18 protein-coding genes are annotated in these 17,004 nt (G+C 67.0%); 6 read left to right on the forward strand and 12 right to left on the reverse strand.

Annotation, left to right across the window (positions count from 1 at the left end; translation table 11 throughout):
• Position 1: 1 nt before the first annotated feature.
• The 5 genes from D2T30_RS20000 to argH form a co-directional block, all read right to left on the reverse strand.
• Positions 2–2,608 (reverse strand): TIGR02302 family protein, encoded by a 2,607-nt coding sequence (locus D2T30_RS20000; RefSeq protein WP_128210274.1) that lies wholly within the window; start codon positions 2,606–2,608, stop codon positions 2–4.
• Positions 2,609–2,643: 35 nt separating this feature from the next.
• On the reverse strand, positions 2,644–3,909 hold the full coding sequence (gene lysA / locus D2T30_RS20005) for a diaminopimelate decarboxylase (protein ID WP_128210275.1): 1,266 nt from the start codon (positions 3,907–3,909) through the stop codon (positions 2,644–2,646).
• An 87-nt stretch (positions 3,910–3,996) separates the two neighbouring features.
• Positions 3,997–4,212 (reverse strand): hypothetical protein, encoded by a 216-nt coding sequence (locus tag D2T30_RS20010; RefSeq protein ID WP_128180365.1) that lies wholly within the window; start codon positions 4,210–4,212, stop codon positions 3,997–3,999.
• Positions 4,209–4,358, reverse strand: a complete 150-nt coding sequence (locus D2T30_RS23215; protein ID WP_164881706.1) for a hypothetical protein — start codon at positions 4,356–4,358, stop codon at positions 4,209–4,211. Before D2T30_RS23215 ends, D2T30_RS20010 begins: the two co-directional genes overlap by 4 nt.
• 10 nt (positions 4,359–4,368) lie before the next feature.
• The gene (gene argH, locus D2T30_RS20015) at positions 4,369–5,769 is read right to left on the reverse strand and encodes an argininosuccinate lyase (RefSeq protein WP_128210276.1); all 1,401 of its coding nucleotides are present in this window, start codon (positions 5,767–5,769) and stop codon (positions 4,369–4,371) included.
• A 25-nt stretch (positions 5,770–5,794) separates the two neighbouring features.
• Between argH and D2T30_RS20020 the strand changes: the two genes are divergently transcribed.
• Positions 5,795–6,337, forward strand: coding sequence for a TlpA family protein disulfide reductase (locus D2T30_RS20020; protein WP_128210277.1), 543 nt, complete (start codon positions 5,795–5,797; stop codon positions 6,335–6,337).
• On the opposite strand, the gene D2T30_RS20025 is transcribed toward D2T30_RS20020, so the two are convergent.
• Positions 6,324–7,502, reverse strand: coding sequence for a PAS domain S-box protein (locus D2T30_RS20025; protein ID WP_164884376.1), 1,179 nt, complete (start codon positions 7,500–7,502; stop codon positions 6,324–6,326). The two genes, D2T30_RS20020 and D2T30_RS20025, sit on opposite strands and share 14 nt — an antisense overlap.
• A gap of 158 nt (positions 7,503–7,660) precedes the next feature.
• Here D2T30_RS20025 and D2T30_RS20030 point away from each other — a divergent pair, with 158 nt between their 5' ends.
• The 4 genes from D2T30_RS20030 to yddG all read left to right on the forward strand — a co-directional run bounded on the left by D2T30_RS20030 (position 7,661) and on the right by yddG (position 11,566).
• Entirely contained in the window at positions 7,661–8,506 is an 846-nt protein-coding gene (locus D2T30_RS20030; protein ID WP_128210279.1) for an EAL domain-containing protein, read from the forward strand.
• 119 nt (positions 8,507–8,625) lie between these two features.
• Positions 8,626–9,801, forward strand: coding sequence for an acetyl-CoA C-acetyltransferase (locus D2T30_RS20035; protein ID WP_128210280.1), 1,176 nt, complete (start codon positions 8,626–8,628; stop codon positions 9,799–9,801).
• A 106-nt stretch (positions 9,802–9,907) separates the two neighbouring features.
• On the forward strand, positions 9,908–10,630 hold the full coding sequence (gene phbB / locus D2T30_RS20040) for an acetoacetyl-CoA reductase (protein WP_128180359.1): 723 nt from the start codon (positions 9,908–9,910) through the stop codon (positions 10,628–10,630).
• 72 nt (positions 10,631–10,702) lie between these two features.
• Entirely contained in the window at positions 10,703–11,566 is an 864-nt protein-coding gene (gene yddG, locus D2T30_RS20045) for an aromatic amino acid exporter YddG (RefSeq protein WP_128210281.1), read from the forward strand.
• A gap of 16 nt (positions 11,567–11,582) precedes the next feature.
• Here yddG and D2T30_RS20050 read toward each other — a convergent pair whose 3' ends face one another.
• The 3 genes from D2T30_RS20050 to D2T30_RS20060 form a co-directional block, all read right to left on the reverse strand.
• Positions 11,583–11,756 carry a YdcH family protein gene (locus D2T30_RS20050; RefSeq protein ID WP_128180357.1) on the reverse strand — a complete coding sequence of 58 codons (174 nt, stop codon included), beginning with the start codon at positions 11,754–11,756 and terminating at the stop codon, positions 11,583–11,585.
• A 119-nt stretch (positions 11,757–11,875) separates the two neighbouring features.
• Entirely contained in the window at positions 11,876–12,637 is a 762-nt protein-coding gene (locus D2T30_RS20055; RefSeq protein ID WP_128210282.1) for a tRNA1(Val) (adenine(37)-N6)-methyltransferase, read from the reverse strand.
• Positions 12,637–12,849 (reverse strand): putative signal transducing protein, encoded by a 213-nt coding sequence (locus D2T30_RS20060; protein WP_128180355.1) that lies wholly within the window; start codon positions 12,847–12,849, stop codon positions 12,637–12,639. The genes D2T30_RS20055 and D2T30_RS20060 overlap by 1 nt, the downstream gene beginning before the upstream one ends.
• A 61-nt stretch (positions 12,850–12,910) precedes the next feature.
• Here D2T30_RS20060 and D2T30_RS20065 point away from each other — a divergent pair, with 61 nt between their 5' ends.
• On the forward strand, positions 12,911–13,912 hold the full coding sequence (locus tag D2T30_RS20065; RefSeq protein WP_128180354.1) for a polyprenyl synthetase family protein: 1,002 nt from the start codon (positions 12,911–12,913) through the stop codon (positions 13,910–13,912).
• 70 nt (positions 13,913–13,982) lie between these two features.
• Here D2T30_RS20065 and D2T30_RS20070 read toward each other — a convergent pair whose 3' ends face one another.
• From D2T30_RS20070 to D2T30_RS20080, 3 genes are all read right to left on the reverse strand, one after another.
• Complete coding sequence (locus D2T30_RS20070; RefSeq protein WP_128210283.1) at positions 13,983–14,846, reverse strand: 4-(cytidine 5'-diphospho)-2-C-methyl-D-erythritol kinase; 864 nt, start codon at positions 14,844–14,846, stop codon at positions 13,983–13,985.
• Complete coding sequence (locus tag D2T30_RS20075) at positions 14,833–16,542, reverse strand: tetratricopeptide repeat protein (protein WP_241651353.1); 1,710 nt, start codon at positions 16,540–16,542, stop codon at positions 14,833–14,835. The genes D2T30_RS20070 and D2T30_RS20075 overlap by 14 nt, the downstream gene beginning before the upstream one ends.
• 116 nt (positions 16,543–16,658) lie before the next feature.
• On the reverse strand, positions 16,659–17,004 hold a 346-nt coding region (locus tag D2T30_RS20080; RefSeq protein ID WP_206613021.1), incomplete at its 5' end, for a 4Fe-4S dicluster domain-containing protein.

A 17,004-nucleotide genomic window follows, 5' to 3' on the forward strand; every position in this document is an offset into this window, starting at 1 on the left:
ATCAGAACTGATCTAGCAGCCGGCGCAGGTAGTCGAGTTCGGCTTCGGGGCGCAGACGCTCGGCCGACCGGCGGCGGATTTCGTCCAGCAGGTCGCGCGCCCGGCGGTTCACATCCTCGCCCTGCAGCATGTCGTTGTCCGATCCGGCATGGGCGCCATCGCCGGTCGCGCGACCCAAGGGATCGCGCGGCATTTCGCGCGCACCACGCCCGCCCGTCGCATCGCCAAGACGCTGGTTGCCCTCGGCCCCGGGCTGCTGGCCCGGCTGGCTGCCCTGTTCCTGCGCCAGCGCGTCGCGCATGTCGCGCATGCCTTCGCGCAGCGCCTCGATCGCATCGGCCTGCCGGTCCAGCGCCGCGCCGTTGTCGCCGTTGCGCAGCGCCTGTTCCGCGCCCTCCATCGCCCGGCCGGCATCCTCGAGGTTGCGCTGCGCCGATTCGCCCGCCTCGCCGCCCGGACGCGGCAAAAGCCCGCGCTGCCGGTCGAGTTCCTGCCGCAGCGCATTCTGCCGGTCGGCAAGGCTCTGGCCGCCCGGCTGACCGCCGCCCTGACCCTGCCCCGGCTGTTGCCCCTGCCCCGGCTGCTGACCTTCACCCTGCTGACCTTCGCCTTGTTGGCCCTCGCCTTGCTGACCTTCGCCCTGCTGGCCGGGGCCCTGCTGCAATTCGCGGAAGGCCTCGTCCGACAGCCGCTGCTGTTCGCGCAAAGTCTCCCCCAGATCGCGCATCGCCTGCTGGCCGGGGCCGCCGCCTTCGCCGCCCTGCCCCTGCTGCACGCGCAGGTTTTCCATCAGCCGGGCGAGCTGATCGAGCAGTTCCTGCGCCTCGGCCATCCGGCCCTCCTCCATCAGGCGCTGGATTTCATCCATCATCTGCTGGATCTGGTCGCCGGTGATCTGCTGGCCCTGACCGCCGCCCGAGGGCTGATCGGTCTGGTCCTGCTGCTCGGCCTGTTCGGCCAGCGCGCGCAGGTAATTGTCGGTCGCTTCCTTCAGCTCCCGCATCAGCTTGTCGATCTCGTCCTTCGAGGCGCCGTTGCGGATCGCCTCGGACAGGCGCTGCTGCGCCTGCTGCATCGCGGCCAGCGCATCCGAAACGCCGCCATCCTCCAGCAGCTCGGCCATGTCCCAGAGCATCCCGGCGATCTCGTCGCGGGTTTCGGGCGTCAGATCGGGCTGTTCCAGCCGCAGCGCCGCAAGCCGCAGGGTCATGGGCATGTCGGGCTTGGGAAAGAAATTCTCCGGCCGATTGGTGATCGCGCGCAGGATTTCCGCGCTGGTGCCGGCATTCTCGCGCGACCACAGCAGATCGCGGCGCACCTCGATCAGCGCGGCGGCGCGGCGGTCGAAGAAGCGCCGCCCCGGCAGCTCGAGCGTTTCGGGCTCGCTCATCCCGGTCTGGCCGCGGCCATCCTCGACCGAGAGCGTCAGCTTCACCGGCAGGTTCGCCCAGGGGTGCTGTTCCGCATCCTCGACCAGTTGATCGATGAAATCCGCGCGCGAGCCGGAAATCGGCATCGGCAGGTCGAAGACCAGATCCGGGCGCGGTTCCGGCTCCACCGTCAGCCCGTAGCGGCGCGGCACGGCGGCGAGGTCGAGGCTGACATGCGCCTCCCCCGACACCACGGCGTGGTCATCCTGCGCATGGAACGGCTGCGCGAGCTTGCCGTCCGCGCGGCGTTCCGCCAGCCCGACCAGCTCGACCGAGGGCGCTTCGTCGTTCAGCACGACGATCTCGAAATCGCGGCCGGCGGGACCGCCGATGGTGATGCGGCCGGAGCGGACCGCCTCGAAATCGCGGCGCTCCACCGTCGAGGCCTCGCCCGTGGACTCAAGCGGCGGGGCCGCCGGGCTGGAGACGGATTCGGTGAAGGGCACCGATCCCGGCGCACCGTAGAAGCGGAAGGCGAAGCGGGTGCCTTCGGGCACGGTGACCTGCCCGCCCTCGACCTTGTTCAGATAAAGCCCCGGCTTGCCGGTATAGCGCGGCGGCTCGGCCCAGCCTTCCCAGCTTGGCCCCATCGCGGCGGTCGCGGTGCCCGGCGCGCCGGGGCGGGGCGCGGCATCGAAGATCGCCAGCGGCGCGCCGAAGATCAGCGCCACCGCCGCCGCCGTCAGCGCCACCAGCCGCAGCGCATAGGGGTCATGCCGCGCCAGATCGGGATCGGGGGCGACGGCGCGGGCGGATTTCGATGCCTCGGCCATGCGCCGCAGATGCGCGCGCCACAGCGCGGCCGAAGCCGCATCCTCCTGTCCGAGCGCGATCCGGTCGCCAAGCGCGGCGATCGGCCGGCCGGGCAGCGTCGCGTCCAGACGCCGGATCGCCTCTGCCCGCGTGGGCCAGCGGAAGCGGCGCAGCCCGAACCAGAGCGCGCCCAGCAACGCCAGCACCATCCCCACGGCCAGAACCGACAGGACCCCGCCCGACAGCGCATCCGGCAGTCCGAACGCCAGCCCGGTAAAGATCAGCGCGCAGAGCGACAGCAACGGCCAGAAGGCGCGCAGCCCCCGTTCTACCACCATCCCGGCACGGGTCAGCGCGATCGGGCGGGCAAGGGCCGCAAGTGGCCCCCGGTTACGGGTGTCTTTGCTGTCGGGGCTCTGTCGCATCGGTCCTTTCCGGCCCCGGCGGGCGGGAGGATCGCCTAGAGCCACTCAGGGATCGTATCGCGGGAAAGCATTTCCTCAAAGCTCGGTCTCGCCCGAATGACGGCGAATTGATCCCCGTGGACCAGAACCTCGGGCACCAGCGGGCGGGAATTGTATTCCGACGCCATCACCGCGCCATAGGCCCCGGCCGAGCGGAACGCCACCAGATCGCCCGCCGCCAGCGGCACCAGCGCGCGCGCCTTGGCGAAGGTGTCGCCGGTTTCGCACACCGGGCCGACCACATCGCAGGGCGCCAGCGGCGTGCCCGGCGTGGGTTCCACCACCGGCACGATATCATGCCAGGCGCCATACATCGACGGCCGCACGAGGTCATTCATCGCCGCGTCGAGGATCAGGAACTTCCGCCCCTCGCCCTCCTTCAGGTAGATCACCGAGGACACCAGCAGCCCGGCATTGCCGGAGATCAGCCGGCCCGGCTCGATCTCGATCTCGCAGCCCAGATCGCCGAGGGTCGCCTTGATGACCCCCACATATTCGACCGGCAGCGGCGGCGCATCGTTCGAGCGGGTATAGGGAATGCCCAGCCCGCCACCAAGGTCGAGCCGCTCGATCGCATGGCCGTCGGCGCGCAGCGCCTGTGTCAGGGTCCGGACCTTGAGGAAGGCGGCCTCGAAGGGCGCAAGTTCGGTCAGTTGCGAACCGATATGCACATCGACGCCCTTGATCGCGATCCCCGGCAGCTTCGCCGCCAGCGCATAGACGATATGGGCGCGCGCGATCGGAATGCCGAACTTGTTTTCCGACTTGCCGGTGGCGATCTTTTCATGGGTATGCGCATCGACATCCGGGTTCACCCGGATCGCGATCGGCGCCGTCACCCCCATGGCGGAGGCGATTTCGGAAATCGCCAGCAGCTCGGGTTCCGATTCCACGTTGAACTGACGGATGCCGCCTTCCAACGCCAGCCGGATTTCCGCCCGCGTCTTGCCGACGCCGGAAAAGACGATGCGGTCGCCCGGCACGCCGGCGGCCTTGGCGCGCAGATATTCGCCGCCCGAAACCACATCCATTCCCGCGCCGAGCCCCGCCAGCACCTTCAGCACGGCGAGGTTCGACAGCGACTTGATCGCGAAGCAGACCAGATGCGGCGTGTCGCCCAGTGCCTCGTCGAACAGGCGGAAGTGGCGTTCCAGCGTCGCCGTGGAATAGACGTAGAACGGCGTGCCGACCGCTGCCGCGATCTCCGGCAGGGGGACATCCTCGGCATGCAGGATGCCGTCGCGATAAAGAAAGTGATCCATGACGCCCCGGTTGGATGCTGCGGCCTTTTCCCGCTGGCTAGCGCAGAATGGCCGGGCGCGCAATCGGCGGCACGGTCGGTCGCGCGGTCAGAACCCCGCACCCAGACTGACCGGGCCAAGCGAGGTGCCCAGATAACCGCCGCCATGATTGTTGACGCCGACGCTGACCGGGCCGACGCCGCTGCCGACGGAGGTCGTCACCCGCCCGCCGGATCCGGCATAGACGCCCACATGCGGCGGATGCGGCTGCGTGGCGCAACCCGCCAGCGCCAGCACCACGGCAAGGGCGCCCGCCCGGGTCATAGCCGCGTCGAGACGCCGAAGCGGGCCTCGCCGCTGATCGAAACGTCGGATTGCTTCACCTCGCGCGGGGGCTTCGGCGGACCGTCGACCCCGCAGGCGGCCAACAGCGTCGCCAGCAATGCAAGGGTCAGGGTGATGCGTGTCATCCGGGCCTCCTCAGCCAAGGGCCTGTTTCCAGCGGGCGATCTGCGCGCGCACCTGATCGGGCGCGGTGCCGCCGTAAGACTGACGCGAGGCGACCGAATTGTGAACCCCGAGCACGCCGAACACCGCATCCGTGATCGCCGGATGAACCGAGCGCATCTCGGCCAGTGTCAGATCGGGCAGGTCGACGCCCTTCTTTTCCGCCAGCGCGACCAGCGTGCCGGTGACGTGATGCGCCTCGCGGAAGGGAAGGCCCGCCTCGCGCACCAGCCAGTCGGCGAGGTCGGTGGCGGTCGAAAACCCGTTCGAGGCCGCGGCCTCCAGCTTTTCACGGTTCACCGTCAGGTCGGAGATCATCCCCGTCATCGCCGCCAGCGCCAGCATCAGCGTGTCGGCGGCATCGAAGACCTGTTCCTTGTCTTCCTGCATGTCCTTGGAATAGGCGAGCGGCAGCCCCTTCATCACCGTGAACAGCGCGACCGAGGCGCCGAGGATCCGGCCGATCTTGGCGCGCAGCAGCTCCGCCGCGTCGGGGTTGCGCTTCTGCGGCATGATCGAGGACCCGGTGGACCATTTGTCCGACATCGCGACAAAGCGGAACTGCGCCGAGGACCAGATCACCAGCTCTTCGGCCAGACGGCTCAGATGCACGGCGCAGATCGAGGCCGAGGACAGGAATTCCAGCGCGAAATCCCGGTCCGACACGGCATCGAGGCTGTTCGCCATCGGCCGGTCGAAGCCAAGCGCCTCGGCCGTCGCGAAACGGTCGATCGGAAAGCCCGTCCCGGCCAGCGCGGCGGCGCCGAGGGGCGATTCGTTCATCCGCCGGCGCGCGTCGCCGAAGCGGCCCTTGTCGCGGGCGAACATTTCCACATAGGCCATCATGTGATGCCCGAAGGTCACCGGCTGCGCCGTCTGCAGGTGGGTGAAGCCGGGCATGACCCAGTCCGCCGTCGCCTCGGCCCGCGTCAGAAGCGCGCGGATCAGCGTGTCGAGGCTGTGGCCCGCCGCGTCGCATTGATCGCGCACCCAGAGCCGGAAATCCGTCGCCACCTGATCGTTGCGGCTCCGCGCCGTGTGCAGCCGCCCCGCCGGTTCGCCGATCAGATCCTTCAGCCGCGCCTCGACGTTCATGTGGATGTCCTCGAGCGCGGTCGAGAACGGGAAATCGCCCGCCTCGATCTCTGACAAGACCGTGAGAAGGCCTTCCCGGATCGCTTCGGCATCGCTATCGGTAAGGATGCCCTGCGCGGCGAGCATCGCCGCATGGGCCCGGCTGCCGCGAATGTCCTGTGCGTAGAGCCGCTTGTCGAACGAGATCGAGGCGTTGATCGCCTCCATGATCGCGTCCGGGCCGGCGGCGAAGCGCCCGCCCCACATGGCATTCGAGGATTTGTCGGCACTGTCGGTCATCGTTCGGCCCTTTTCAGGAGGCATCATGCTCAGGTTGCTTGCTCTTTATACGGCCCTGAGCCTCGGCGCAAATCCCGCGGCGGCGCTGGACCTGTCGGCGCTGAAGACCGGCGAGATGAAGAAGATGGTGGTCTACGATCAGCCGCTGGCAACGCCCGACCTGCCCTTCGTCGATGCCGAAGGCGGGTCGCACAGCCTGCGCGACTTTCGCGGCCAGCCGGTCTTGCTGAACTTCTGGGCCACATGGTGCGCGCCCTGCCGGGCCGAGATGCCGGCGCTCGACCGTGCGCAGGCCGATCTGGGGCCGCACGGGCTGAAAGTCGTGACGCTGGCGACGGGGCGCAATCCGCAGGCGCAGATCGGGCGGTTCTTCGATCAGGCCGGGGTCGCCCACCTGCCCCGCTATCAGGATGAACCGCGTGCCCTTGCCCGCGCGATGGGGGTGGCGGGGCTGCCCGTTTCCGTCCTGATCGACCGCGAGGGCCACGAGGTCGCCCGGATCATCGGCGAAGCGGATTGGGACAGCGCCGAAGCCCGCGCCGTGCTGGACGCGCTCACCCGGGAATAGCCATCGCCTGCACTTCGCCCATCGCCGCGCCGATCACCTCGGACAACTGCACGATCGTTTCCAGCCGCGACCGGATTTCCGCATGGAATACATCGAGTTGGTCGATGGTGGAGGCAAGCCCGCCCGCCTCCTGCATCCGGCAGCATTCGACCCGGCCCAGCACCCGGATCGTGTCGAGCGCCAGCATGTGGCGGCGAATCTCCGCCCCCGCGCGGCTGACCCGGGCCGAGGCGGCGATCGTTTCCCCAACCGCCCGCTGCGCCGCAAGGGCAAGCCGCGGCCCGGTCGCTTTCAGCTGGCCGCGTTCGGCGTCGCTCATTTCCTGACCGACATCGCGCAACATCCGGATCGCACCCAGCAGGATCAGCACATGCGACAGCCCGCGGGCCGCCAGTTCGCACAGCCCCTCGTCGTGGCCAACAAAGGCCTGAAGCCGGCGCGAGATTCCCCGCGACGACGCCCGGTAGTTTTCCGCGATCGCCGAGACCGGCCCGCCCGTCGGCTCAAGCCGCGACGCGACGATCTGCATGTTGTTGGGGATGAGCTGCAACCCCTCGAAGCTGCGGATCAGCCCGACCTGGCCCTGCATGCCAAGCACCAGCGATTCGGTCATCGCCGAAAGCGCCCGGCCCCGCAGATCGGCGGCCGGGGTTCCCATGATCCCCCGCGCCGCGAATTCCTGCGCCAGCGCGCAGGCCACGAAACTGTCATATCCCGGAAATCCACGCGCCAGCGCCAGCCGCCGCAGGGTGATCCCATTGCGGTCCGGATCGGTGCGGTCCTCATCCTCGCGCGCGACCGATTCGCGGTAGATCCCGGGCACATCGGCGAAAATCTCCGCCCTCGGCGGCAGGTGAAGCGAGATGAACCCGTCCTCCAGCGGCAGCACAATGGCAAGGACCCAGTAGCTTTCGCCCGCACGGGTGCGACTGCACAGATAGGTCGCGGTCGGCTGCCGGGTGCCGAGCTTGCGCCACAGCAGGTCATAGATGGCGCCCGGCGTCTGCGGATCGCGCAGGACATGGTGCGACTGACCGGCAAGCTGCGCGGCGGAATGCCCCGAGAACCGGGCAAAAGCGTCGTTGACGGTGCGGATGATCCCGTCAGAATCGGCACGCGAATAGAGGATGTCGTCAATCTGATGAATCTCGGCCCTTGTCGTCACCCTGCGCGCGCCTCCGCCCGTTCCGGTCAAGGCTAACGGCCACGGCTTTCCGGTTCCTTAACGCGCGTCCTTTCCGGCATTCTGCGGAAGCCCCGAAAAGTTTTACGGGTTGTTAGGCTCGGCGGAGGATGCTGTCGCCAGCCGTAACGGAGTGCCCCATGTCGAACGCCGCAAATCTTCCGCCTGGCCCGCCGGATTCCGAATACCCGACTCCGCTGGATTACGCGATCGCGCGATGTGACAGCGAAGTCCTGACGATGGTGCGCCGCGCGATCGAGAGGAAAGAAGTTCTTCTGGCATTTCAACCCATTGTGCAAAGCACGCGGCCCGAACGCCCGGCCTTTTACGAAGGGTTGATCCGGCTTCTGGATGAAACCGGGCGGATCATTCCTGCGCGCGATTTCATCGAACATGCGGAAACCACCGAACTCGGGCGGCGAATCGACTGCCTTGCGCTGGAACTCGGGCTCCGGGCGCTGGCGGAGGATCCGAACCTGCGGCTGGCGATCAACATGTCGGCGCGTTCGATCAGCTATCCCGACTGGATGCGGGTGCTGAACACCGGGCTGTCTTGCGACAGCACCGCGGCGGAGCGGCTGATTCTGGAAATCACCGAAAGCTCGGCGATGCAGATGCCCGACATGGTCACCACCTTCATGGCGGAGCTGCAAAACCGCGGGCTGAGCTTCGCGCTTGACGATTTCGGGGCGGGATACACCTCCTTCCGCTACCTGCGCGAGTTCTACTTCGACATCCTCAAGATCGATGGCCAGTTCATCCGCGGCATCTCGGACAATCCCGACAATCAGGTGCTGACCGCGGCGCTGATGTCGATCGCGCAGCATTTCGACATGTTCACGGTGGCGGAATCGGTCGAATCCGCCTCGGACGCCGCCTATCTGACCGAACTCGGCATCGACTGCATGCAGGGATATTACTTCGGCGCGCCGACCGTGCTGCCACCCTGGAAACTGGCCGAGGCGGCCCGCGCCCTGCGTGCCTGACGCAGGGTCCGCTATGCCCTACGCGCCGGATTAAGCTTGACCTGACAGACCCATACTGCATCCTGCCCTTAGGAAGATCTTCCGTCGCAGGCGGCGGAAGGTCCTGTGAGGAGAGGATCATGACCAACGTCGTCATCGTTTCGGCCGCGCGCACCGCGGTCGGAAGTTTCAACGGTTCCTTCGCCAATTCGCCGGCCCATGAACTTGGTGCAGCGGTGATCGAGGCCGTCGTGGAACGCGCCGGAATCGAGAAGGGGGAGGTTTCGGAAACCATTCTCGGTCAGGTGCTGACCGCGGCGCAGGGGCAGAACCCGGCCCGTCAGGCGCATATCCTGGCCGGCCTGCCGATCGAATCGGCGGCCTGGGGACTCAACCAGGTCTGTGGCTCGGGCCTGCGGGCGGTGGCGCTTGGCGCGCAACAGATCCAGCTGGGCGATTCGGCCATCGTCATCGCCGGAGGACAGGAAAACATGTCGCTTTCCACCCATGCGGCCTATCTTCGGTCGGGGCAGAAGATGGGCGACGTCAAGTTCATCGACACGATGATCAAGGATGGCCTGTGGGAGGCATTCAACGGCTACCACATGGGCCAGACCGCGGAAAACGTCGCCGAAAAGTGGCAGATCAGCCGCGAACAGCAGGATGAATTCGCCCTCGCCTCGCAGAACAAGGCCGAAGCGGCGCAGAAGGCCGGCAAGTTCAAGGATGAGATCGTCCCCTTCACGGTGAAGTCCCGCAAGGGCGACACCATCATCGACACCGACGAATACATCCGCCACGGCGCGACGATCGAGGCGATGCAGAAGCTCAGGCCCGCCTTCACCAAGGATGGCACGGTCACGGCGGGCAATGCGTCGGGCATCAACGACGGCGCGGCGGCGGTCCTGCTGATGAGCGAGGCCGAGGCCGAAAGGCGCGGGCTGACGCCGCTTGCGCGGATCGCCTCTTGGGCGACGGCGGGGGTGGATCCGGCGATCATGGGGACGGGCCCGATTCCCGCCTCGCGCAAGGCGCTGGAGAAAGCAGGGTGGACTGTTGCCGATCTGGACCGGATCGAGGCGAACGAGGCCTTTGCCGCCCAGGCCTGCGCGGTGAACAAGGACATGGGCTGGGATCTGGACAAGGTGAACGTCAACGGTGGCGCCATCGCCATCGGTCACCCGATCGGGGCCTCGGGCGCGCGGGTGCTGAACACGCTGCTCTATGAACTGCGCCATTCGGGCGGCAAGAAGGGGCTGGCAACCCTGTGTATCGGCGGCGGCATGGGCGTCGCCATGTGCGTCGAGGCGCTGTAACCCCGCATTCGCGGGCATGGGAACCACCGTGCCCGCGACAACTTTCCAATAAATACAAAAACAAGAACAATCAGCGTTACCGGCAATTTCGGCGATTGGAGGAATCATGTCGAGAGTTGCACTTGTTACCGGAGGATCGCGCGGCATTGGTGCCGCAATTTCAGTCGCACTCAAGGTGGCGGGCTATACCGTCGCCGCCAATTACGCGGGGAACAGGGAGGCCGCCGCGGCATTCACCGCCGAAACCGGGATCAGGACCTACAAATGGTCGGTCGCTGATTATGACGCCTGCGAAGCGGGCCGAAAGGAGATCGAGGCAGATCTTGGCCCGATCGACATCCTTGTGAACAATGCCGGGATCACCCGCGACGCGCCATTCCACAAGATGACCGCGCAGCAATGGTCCGAGGTGATCGACACCAACCTGAACGGCCTGTTCAACATGACCCATCCGGTCTGGCCCGGAATGCGCGAACGCAAATTCGGGCGGGTGATCAACATTTCCTCGATCAACGGGCAAAAGGGCCAGTTCGGGCAAGCGAATTACTCGGCGGCGAAGGCGGGCGACATCGGCTTCACCAAGGCTCTCGCGCAGGAAGGCGCACGGGCGGGTATCACCGTCAACGTCATCTGCCCGGGCTATATCGCCACGGAAATGGTGATGTCGGTGCCGGAAAAGGTGCGCGAGTCGATCATCGGCACGATCCCGGTCGGCCGGCTTGGCACCCCGGCGGAAATCGCGCGCTGTGTGGTGTTTCTCGCCTCCGATGACGCGGGCTTCATCACCGGTGCCACATTGACGGCGAATGGCGGCCAATATCTGGCCTGACGGTCGGCAACCCCTTGGCAAATCAGCAAGAGGTCCGCATGGTGCGGGCCTCTTTCCTTTGCAGGGGGCGGCATGACCCGCACGCAGGCGACGCTCATCGGTTTTTCGGCCATTGTCCTGTGGGCGCTGCTGGCGTTGCTGACCGTCGGATCGGCCCCGGTGCCGCCATTGCAGCTCAACGCGGTCTGCTTTGCCATCGGCGGCGCGATCGGGCTGATCTGGATCGCCGTCACTGGCAGCTTCGGGGCGCTGCGGCGTGTGTCGTGGAAGGTCTATGCCTTTGGAACGGTGGCACTTTTCGGATACCACCTGCTGTATTTCACCGCATTGCGGCTGGCGCCTCCGGCAGAGGCAAGCCTGATCGCCTATCTCTGGCCGCTGCTGATCGTGCTGTTTTCGGGTCTGCTGCCCGGCGAACATCTGAAACCGCTGCATATCATCGGCGCGCTGGTCGCCTTCGCCGGGGCAGGGCTGATCGTCGCGCGGGGCGGCATCTCGGCCCGGGCCGAGGCGCTGCCGGGCTACGGGCTGGCGTTTCTGTGCGCGCTCACATGGTCCGGCTATTCGCTGGTGTCGCGGCGTCTGGGCACGGCGCCCACGGCCGCGGTCGCCATCTACTGCCTCGCCACGGCGGTGTTGTCCGCCATCGCGCATCTGTTTCTTGAGCAAACGACATGGCCAACCACCGGCCCGGGCTGGCTCGCCATTCTGGCGCTCGGCATCGGGCCGGTGGGGCTTGCGTTCTATACCTGGGACATCGGGGTCAAGCGCGGAGATATCCAACTGCTGGGCACGGCATCCTATGCCGCGCCGTTGCTGTCCACGCTCGCCTTGATTTCGACCGGGATCGTGGGTGCCAGTCCCATCCTGCTGCTGGCTGCCTTCATGATCGCCGCCGGGGCCTTTCTTGCCGCCATGGCCAGCCGGTCACGCTGATCCCGGAGGGGAGGCGTCAGGCCGGAGCCTGCTCGAGCCGCGAAATCTGTTCCTTGATGCGAAGTTTCTGTTTCTTCAGATCGGAGATCGTCAGATCATCGGTGCTTGGGCTGCGGGCCGCCTTTTCGACCTCGAGCGACAAAGCCTGGTGCTTCCTGCGCAGTTCGGTGATATGCGAAGTCAGTGACATAGCAGTCTCCTCATCTGTTTCGGTTTGATGATTGCAGCACGTTTTCCGAGTCGTGTCACCAGATTGTCGCGCGATTGAAACCGATGCGACAAAGAGTCAGGCGAAATCTTGCGAAAGTTTTAGCGATCGAGGCGCAAGTCCTTGCCGCGACGCAGAATATCCTGCGCAATATTCGTCAAATCCTCGGCATCTGCCGCGTGAACGGGCGATGCGTGAAGAATGAGGGGCGCCAGCAGCCGAAAGGCCCCGCGCCCGCCCTTGCGCGCCTGCACGATCACCCGCCCCGCGGCGCGATCCACCCGCGGCGCGATGGGCAGAACAGCAACGGAGCCGCCGCCCTGCGACAGCGCCGTCAGCAGATCGGGCAGCCGGTCGGCGTTCTGGATCATCGTCAGCCAGCCGCCCGGATGCAGCCGCCGATAGCCCGCCCGCACCCAGTCGGCCAGCGCGGTTTCCTCGCGCTGCGCCTTTTCCCGCCCGGCATCCGCCGCCGCCGTCCCGGTGCCCGCGCCGAAATAGGGCGGGTTGGCGATGACATGATCGAAAGACCGCGCCCGCAGGTCAGCCGGCATCCGGGCCAGATCGCCCTCGACCACCGTCAAGGCGATGCCGTTCGCCGCCGCATTGCGCCGCGCCAGATCCGCATAGGCGGACTGAAGCTCCAGCCCCGTCAGCCGCGCCCCGGGCACCCGCCAGCCAAGGCAGAGGCTCGCCACACCCGCACCGCACCCCAGTTCCAGCACCTCCTGCCCCGGTCTTGCCGGGCAGGCGGCGGCCAACAGCACCGGGTCCATCGCCGCCCGGTAGCCGTGCCGCGGCTGCGCCACCAACAACCTGCCGTCCAGAAAGCGATCCTGGGTCAATTCCGCGGGAGCGAACATCAATCCGTCCCGATGTTGTTGTCACGCAGGATGGCCCGTGCCATGAACAGATCACGCTCCGCCACCATCAGGCGACGGGGCAGGATTCCAAGGCTTCCTTCCAGCACGCTCATGTGGACGTCGAGTGGAAAGGCCGTTATACCCTCGCCCTCAAGAAGGGCCGACGCCATAGCGATTTTTACCGGGTCCGTGGTGCGCAAAAGCTCTTTCATAGTCCCTCACTTAGGGCCAGTTTCCCGGCCTGTCGAGTGAGGGGGATCGGAAGGAAGAATGATGAGCCTCGACGAAAAGGCCACCAAGCCGCATGACCGCCTCGCCGAGGCCCTCGCCGCCGACATGGATCAGGTGAATGCCCTGATCCGCGAACGGATGGCTTCCGAACATGCCCCGCGCATTCCCGAGGTGACGGCCCATCTGATCGAGGCGGGCGGCAAGCGGCTGCGGCCGATGCTGACGCTGGCGGCGGCGCGGCTGTGCGGCTATGCCGGACCCTACCATGTGCATCTGGCGGCGACGGTCGAGTTCATCCATACCGCGACGCTTCTGCACGACGACGTGGTGGACGAAAGCACCCAGCGGCGCGGGCGGCCGACGGCGAACCTCCTGTGGGACAACAAATCCTCGGTTCTGGTGGGGGATTACCTGCTGGCCCGCGCCTTCCAGCTGATGACCGACACGGACAACATGCGGGTGCTGAACATCCTGTCCAACGCCTCGGCGGTGATCGCGGAGGGCGAGGTGTTGCAGCTGACCGCCGCGCAGGATCTGCGCACCGATGAATCGATCTATCTGCAGGTGATCCGCGGCAAGACGGCGGCACTGTTTTCCGCGGCGACCGAGGTGGGCGCCGTCATCGCCGCCGCGCCTGAGGATCAGGTGAAGGCGCTGTATGATTACGGCGATTCCCTTGGCATCGCCTTCCAGATGGCGGATGACCTGCTGGATTACGGTGGCTCGACCGTCTCGATCGGCAAGAATGTCGGCGACGATTTCCGCGAACGCAAGCTGACCCTGCCGGTGATCAAGGCTGTGGCGAAGGCGGACGCCGAAGAGCGCGCCTTCTGGAGCCGGGTGATCGAACAGGGCGATCAGCGGGACGGCGATCTGGACCATGCGCTTGAGCTGATGCACCGGCATGGCGCGCTGGAAGCGACGCGGGCCGAGGCGCTTGGCTGGTCGGAACGGGCGCGCCATGCGCTGCGCCTGCTGCCCGATCAGCCGCTGCGCGGGATGCTGGCGGATCTGGCGGATTACGTCGTCGAGCGGGTGCGCTGACGGCGAACGCCGGGGGCCGTCTGCCCCCGGACCCCCGAGGATATTTATGGAAGAATGAAGAGCAGGATGCTCAGGCCCGGCGCGCCTGCGACAGGGCGCGCTGATCGCCGAGCGCACCGCAGGCGCTCCACCACTCGGGGCGGGTTGCGCGCAGGCGGGTGAGGGCGGTTTCCGCCTCTGTCAGGGTCGCGAACAATCCGAAGCAGGTCGCACCCGAGCCCGACATCCGGGCGAGCCGGCACCCCGGCAGGGTGGCAAGGGCGGAAAGCGCCGCCGCGATCCCGGGTGCGATCGCCTTTGCCGGCGGTTCGAGGTCGTTGCGCTGCCCCGCCAGCCAGTCGATGCAATCGGCCGTCGAGGCGAAACCCGGGATCGTCGCCATCGGGGGATTGTCGCGCTCGGTCAGGGCCTTGAACACCGCCGGCGTCGGGACCGAGCCGCGCGGATTGACCAGAACCGCGGGCAGTGGCGGCAGGGTGACCGGGGTGATGTCCTCACCGATGCCCCGCACCCGCGCCGGGCGGGGATCGAGGCACATCGGCACATCCGCCCCCAGTTCCAGCCCGCGATCTTCGGGCAGGGACGCGCCGCGCAACAGCGCCAGCCCGCGCAGCATGGCCGCCGCATCCGACGAGCCGCCCCCTATCCCCGAAGCCGGCGGCAGGCGCTTGTCGAGCGTGATCGCCGCCCCCTGCCCCCCGGGCACCAGCGCCGCCGCGCGCAGGACGAGATTTTCCGGCCCCTCGGGCACGCCCGCGCCTTCCGGCCCGGTGACCGTCAGCGACAGGGCCGGGGCGGGAACCAGCGTCAGATGATCGCCGAAAGGCGCGAAGGCCACGAGACTGTCGAGCAGATGATACCCATCCGCCCGCCGCCCGGTGACATGCAGCGCCAGATTGACCTTGGCGGGGGCGAAGACCTCAATCGGCGGCATGAACCGGATGCAGCGCCGGGGCGCCTTCTTCGCGCAGAACCGCGTCCAGACCGATATCCAGCTTGCGCCGCACCCGGTCCATGTCCAGATCCTCGCCGGGGCCGAGGCTCAACGCCCGGTGCCACTGGAATTCCGCCTCGCGCTTGCGCCCGACGGCCCAGTAGACATCGCCCAGATGGTCGTTCAGCAAGGGCTCCGTCGGTTCCAGCGCCACGGCCTTTTCCATTTCCGTCACCGCATCATCGTAGCGGCCGAGCATGTAATAGGCCCAGCCGAGGCTGTCGATGATATAGCCCGCATCGGGCCGCGCGGCGACGGCGCGCTTGATCATGTCGAGCGCCTCGTCCAGATCCTGCCGCCGCTCGACATAGGAATATCCGAGGTAATTCAATACGGAAGGCTGATCGGGGCTGAGCGTCAGCGCCTCGCGGAAATCCTTTTCGGCCTTGTCCCACTGGTCCGACTTGTGTTCCGAAATGCCGCGCGCGAAGTAGACGAACCAGTCGCGCGGGCCGGGATTGCCGATCAGCGCGATCGCCTTGTCATAGGCGGTGACGGCATCGGCATAGCGTTCCGCGCGCCGGTAATTGTCGCCAAGCGACAGCCAGACGGAGCCCAGATCCGGATGCGCCTGCGCGAGCTTTTCCAGCACCCCGATCGCCTCATCCCCACGGTCGGCGGCGACCAGCGCCTCGGCCCGGCCAAGCTCGGTCGCCGGATAGACCGGGCTGTCGGGTTTCACCTGCGCATAGGCCGCGATCGCCAGATCATATTGTTCCTGGCCCTCGAGGATCGCCGCCGTCAGCAGCACCGCATCGCCGAAATCGGGCCGCACCAGCAATGCGAGCCGCGCATGGACCAACGCCATCGCCGTCGGCCCGTCGGCGTTCAGCGCCTGCGCCACGGTGAAGAACGTCTCGGCCACCCCTTCGGAGGCCGTGCGCACGATGGTGAAGGGCACGGCCTCACCGTTGGCAAGGCTCGCCCGCACACCGGCAAGCTCGGGGTCCAGCCCCGGGCCGAAGGCGTCGTCCAGCAGTTTCAGCGCCTCCTCGTCGCGTTCGAGCTGCGACAGGATCTGCACATGCGCAAGGATCGAGCGCCGCGTGCCGTGCAGCACCTGCGCCAGATCGCCGGAAAAGATCTTCTCCGCGCCTTCGTAATCGCCGACCATCGCCAGCGACAGGGCCTTGTGATAGGCGGCGAAGCCCGCCAGCCCCTGCGTCGCGCCGAGCGTATCGAAGGCCTTGCCCGCCTCGGCCATCTGGCCCTCGCCGACCAGCGCCCAGGCCCGGAACAGGCCAGAAACCAGCTCTCCGCCATCGCCGCCCTGATCCAGAATCGCCAGCCCGCCGGCGAAATCGTCGGCCTTCGCCGCCTCGGCCAGCCCGGTCAGCGCGGCGATCTGGCTTGGAGGTTTCTCGGCCAGCATGATCTTGGTCAGCGCGGCGACCTGGTCCTGATCATCGAGCGCGATATGCGTGACCAGCGCGCCTTCCTGCACGTTCCGGTCTTCGGGCGTGGCCAGCAGCAGCCGGTCGTAATAGGCGCGCGCCGCGGCGTAATCGTTCTGCGTCGTCGCAAGACGGGCGGCCAGATAGGGGCCGGCATAGTCCGCGGCCGGGGCCGGCGGCGCGACAATCGCCATCATGGCCGCCGCGACAAGGGCGGAACGCAGGAACGGGAGGCTGGGCACGGGCGGGTCCTTTCAATTTCCCCCGACCCTAGCCAAGGCGTTCGGGCAAGGCAATGGACGGTGCCCCGCCACGCCCGGCCCGGTCCGGGTTTACACGCCGTTGTGACGGGCCCCCGTCACATATTCGGATAATTCGGTCCGTCGCCGCCCTGAGGTGTTGTCCAGTTGATGTTCTGGCTTGGGTCCTTGATGTCGCAGGTCTTGCAGTGGACGCAGTTCTGGAAATTGATCTGGAAGCGCGGGCCGGCCTCGCCCTCGATCACCTCGTAGACGCCGGCGGGGCAGTAGCGTTGCGCGGGCTCGGCGTAGTCGGGCAGGTTCACCCGGATCGGAATCGTCGGATCCTTCAGCTTCAGGTGGCAGGGCTGCGATTCCTCGTGGTTGGTGAAGCTGAAGGCCACGTTGGTCAGCCGGTCGAAGCTGATCACCCCGTCCGGTTTCGGATAGTCGATCGGCTTGAAA

Source organism: Paenirhodobacter populi (assembly GCF_004022215.1).
Taxonomy (GTDB): domain Bacteria; phylum Pseudomonadota; class Alphaproteobacteria; order Rhodobacterales; family Rhodobacteraceae; genus Rhodobacter; species Rhodobacter populi.

Bases quoted from the DNA above. Each gene is read 5' to 3' on its own strand.
- D2T30_RS20000 (WP_128210274.1), bottom strand. From the start codon at position 2,608: ATGCGACAGAGCCCCGACAGCAAAGACACCCGTAACCGGGGGCCACTT.
- lysA (WP_128210275.1), bottom strand. From the start codon at position 3,909: ATGGATCACTTTCTTTATCGCGACGGCATCCTGCATGCCGAGGATGTC.
- D2T30_RS20010 (WP_128180365.1), bottom strand. From the start codon at position 4,212: ATGACCCGGGCGGGCGCCCTTGCCGTGGTGCTGGCGCTGGCGGGTTGC.
- D2T30_RS23215 (WP_164881706.1), bottom strand. From the start codon at position 4,358: ATGACACGCATCACCCTGACCCTTGCATTGCTGGCGACGCTGTTGGCC.
- argH (WP_128210276.1), bottom strand. From the start codon at position 5,769: ATGACCGACAGTGCCGACAAATCCTCGAATGCCATGTGGGGCGGGCGC.
- D2T30_RS20020 (WP_128210277.1), top strand. From the start codon at position 5,795: ATGCTCAGGTTGCTTGCTCTTTATACGGCCCTGAGCCTCGGCGCAAAT.
- D2T30_RS20030 (WP_128210279.1), top strand. From the start codon at position 7,661: ATGTCGAACGCCGCAAATCTTCCGCCTGGCCCGCCGGATTCCGAATAC.
- D2T30_RS20035 (WP_128210280.1), top strand. From the start codon at position 8,626: ATGACCAACGTCGTCATCGTTTCGGCCGCGCGCACCGCGGTCGGAAGT.
- phbB (WP_128180359.1), top strand. From the start codon at position 9,908: ATGTCGAGAGTTGCACTTGTTACCGGAGGATCGCGCGGCATTGGTGCC.
- yddG (WP_128210281.1), top strand. From the start codon at position 10,703: ATGACCCGCACGCAGGCGACGCTCATCGGTTTTTCGGCCATTGTCCTG.
- D2T30_RS20050 (WP_128180357.1), bottom strand. From the start codon at position 11,756: ATGTCACTGACTTCGCATATCACCGAACTGCGCAGGAAGCACCAGGCT.
- D2T30_RS20055 (WP_128210282.1), bottom strand. From the start codon at position 12,637: ATGTTCGCTCCCGCGGAATTGACCCAGGATCGCTTTCTGGACGGCAGG.
- D2T30_RS20060 (WP_128180355.1), bottom strand. From the start codon at position 12,849: ATGAAAGAGCTTTTGCGCACCACGGACCCGGTAAAAATCGCTATGGCG.
- D2T30_RS20065 (WP_128180354.1), top strand. From the start codon at position 12,911: ATGAGCCTCGACGAAAAGGCCACCAAGCCGCATGACCGCCTCGCCGAG.
- D2T30_RS20070 (WP_128210283.1), bottom strand. From the start codon at position 14,846: ATGCCGCCGATTGAGGTCTTCGCCCCCGCCAAGGTCAATCTGGCGCTG.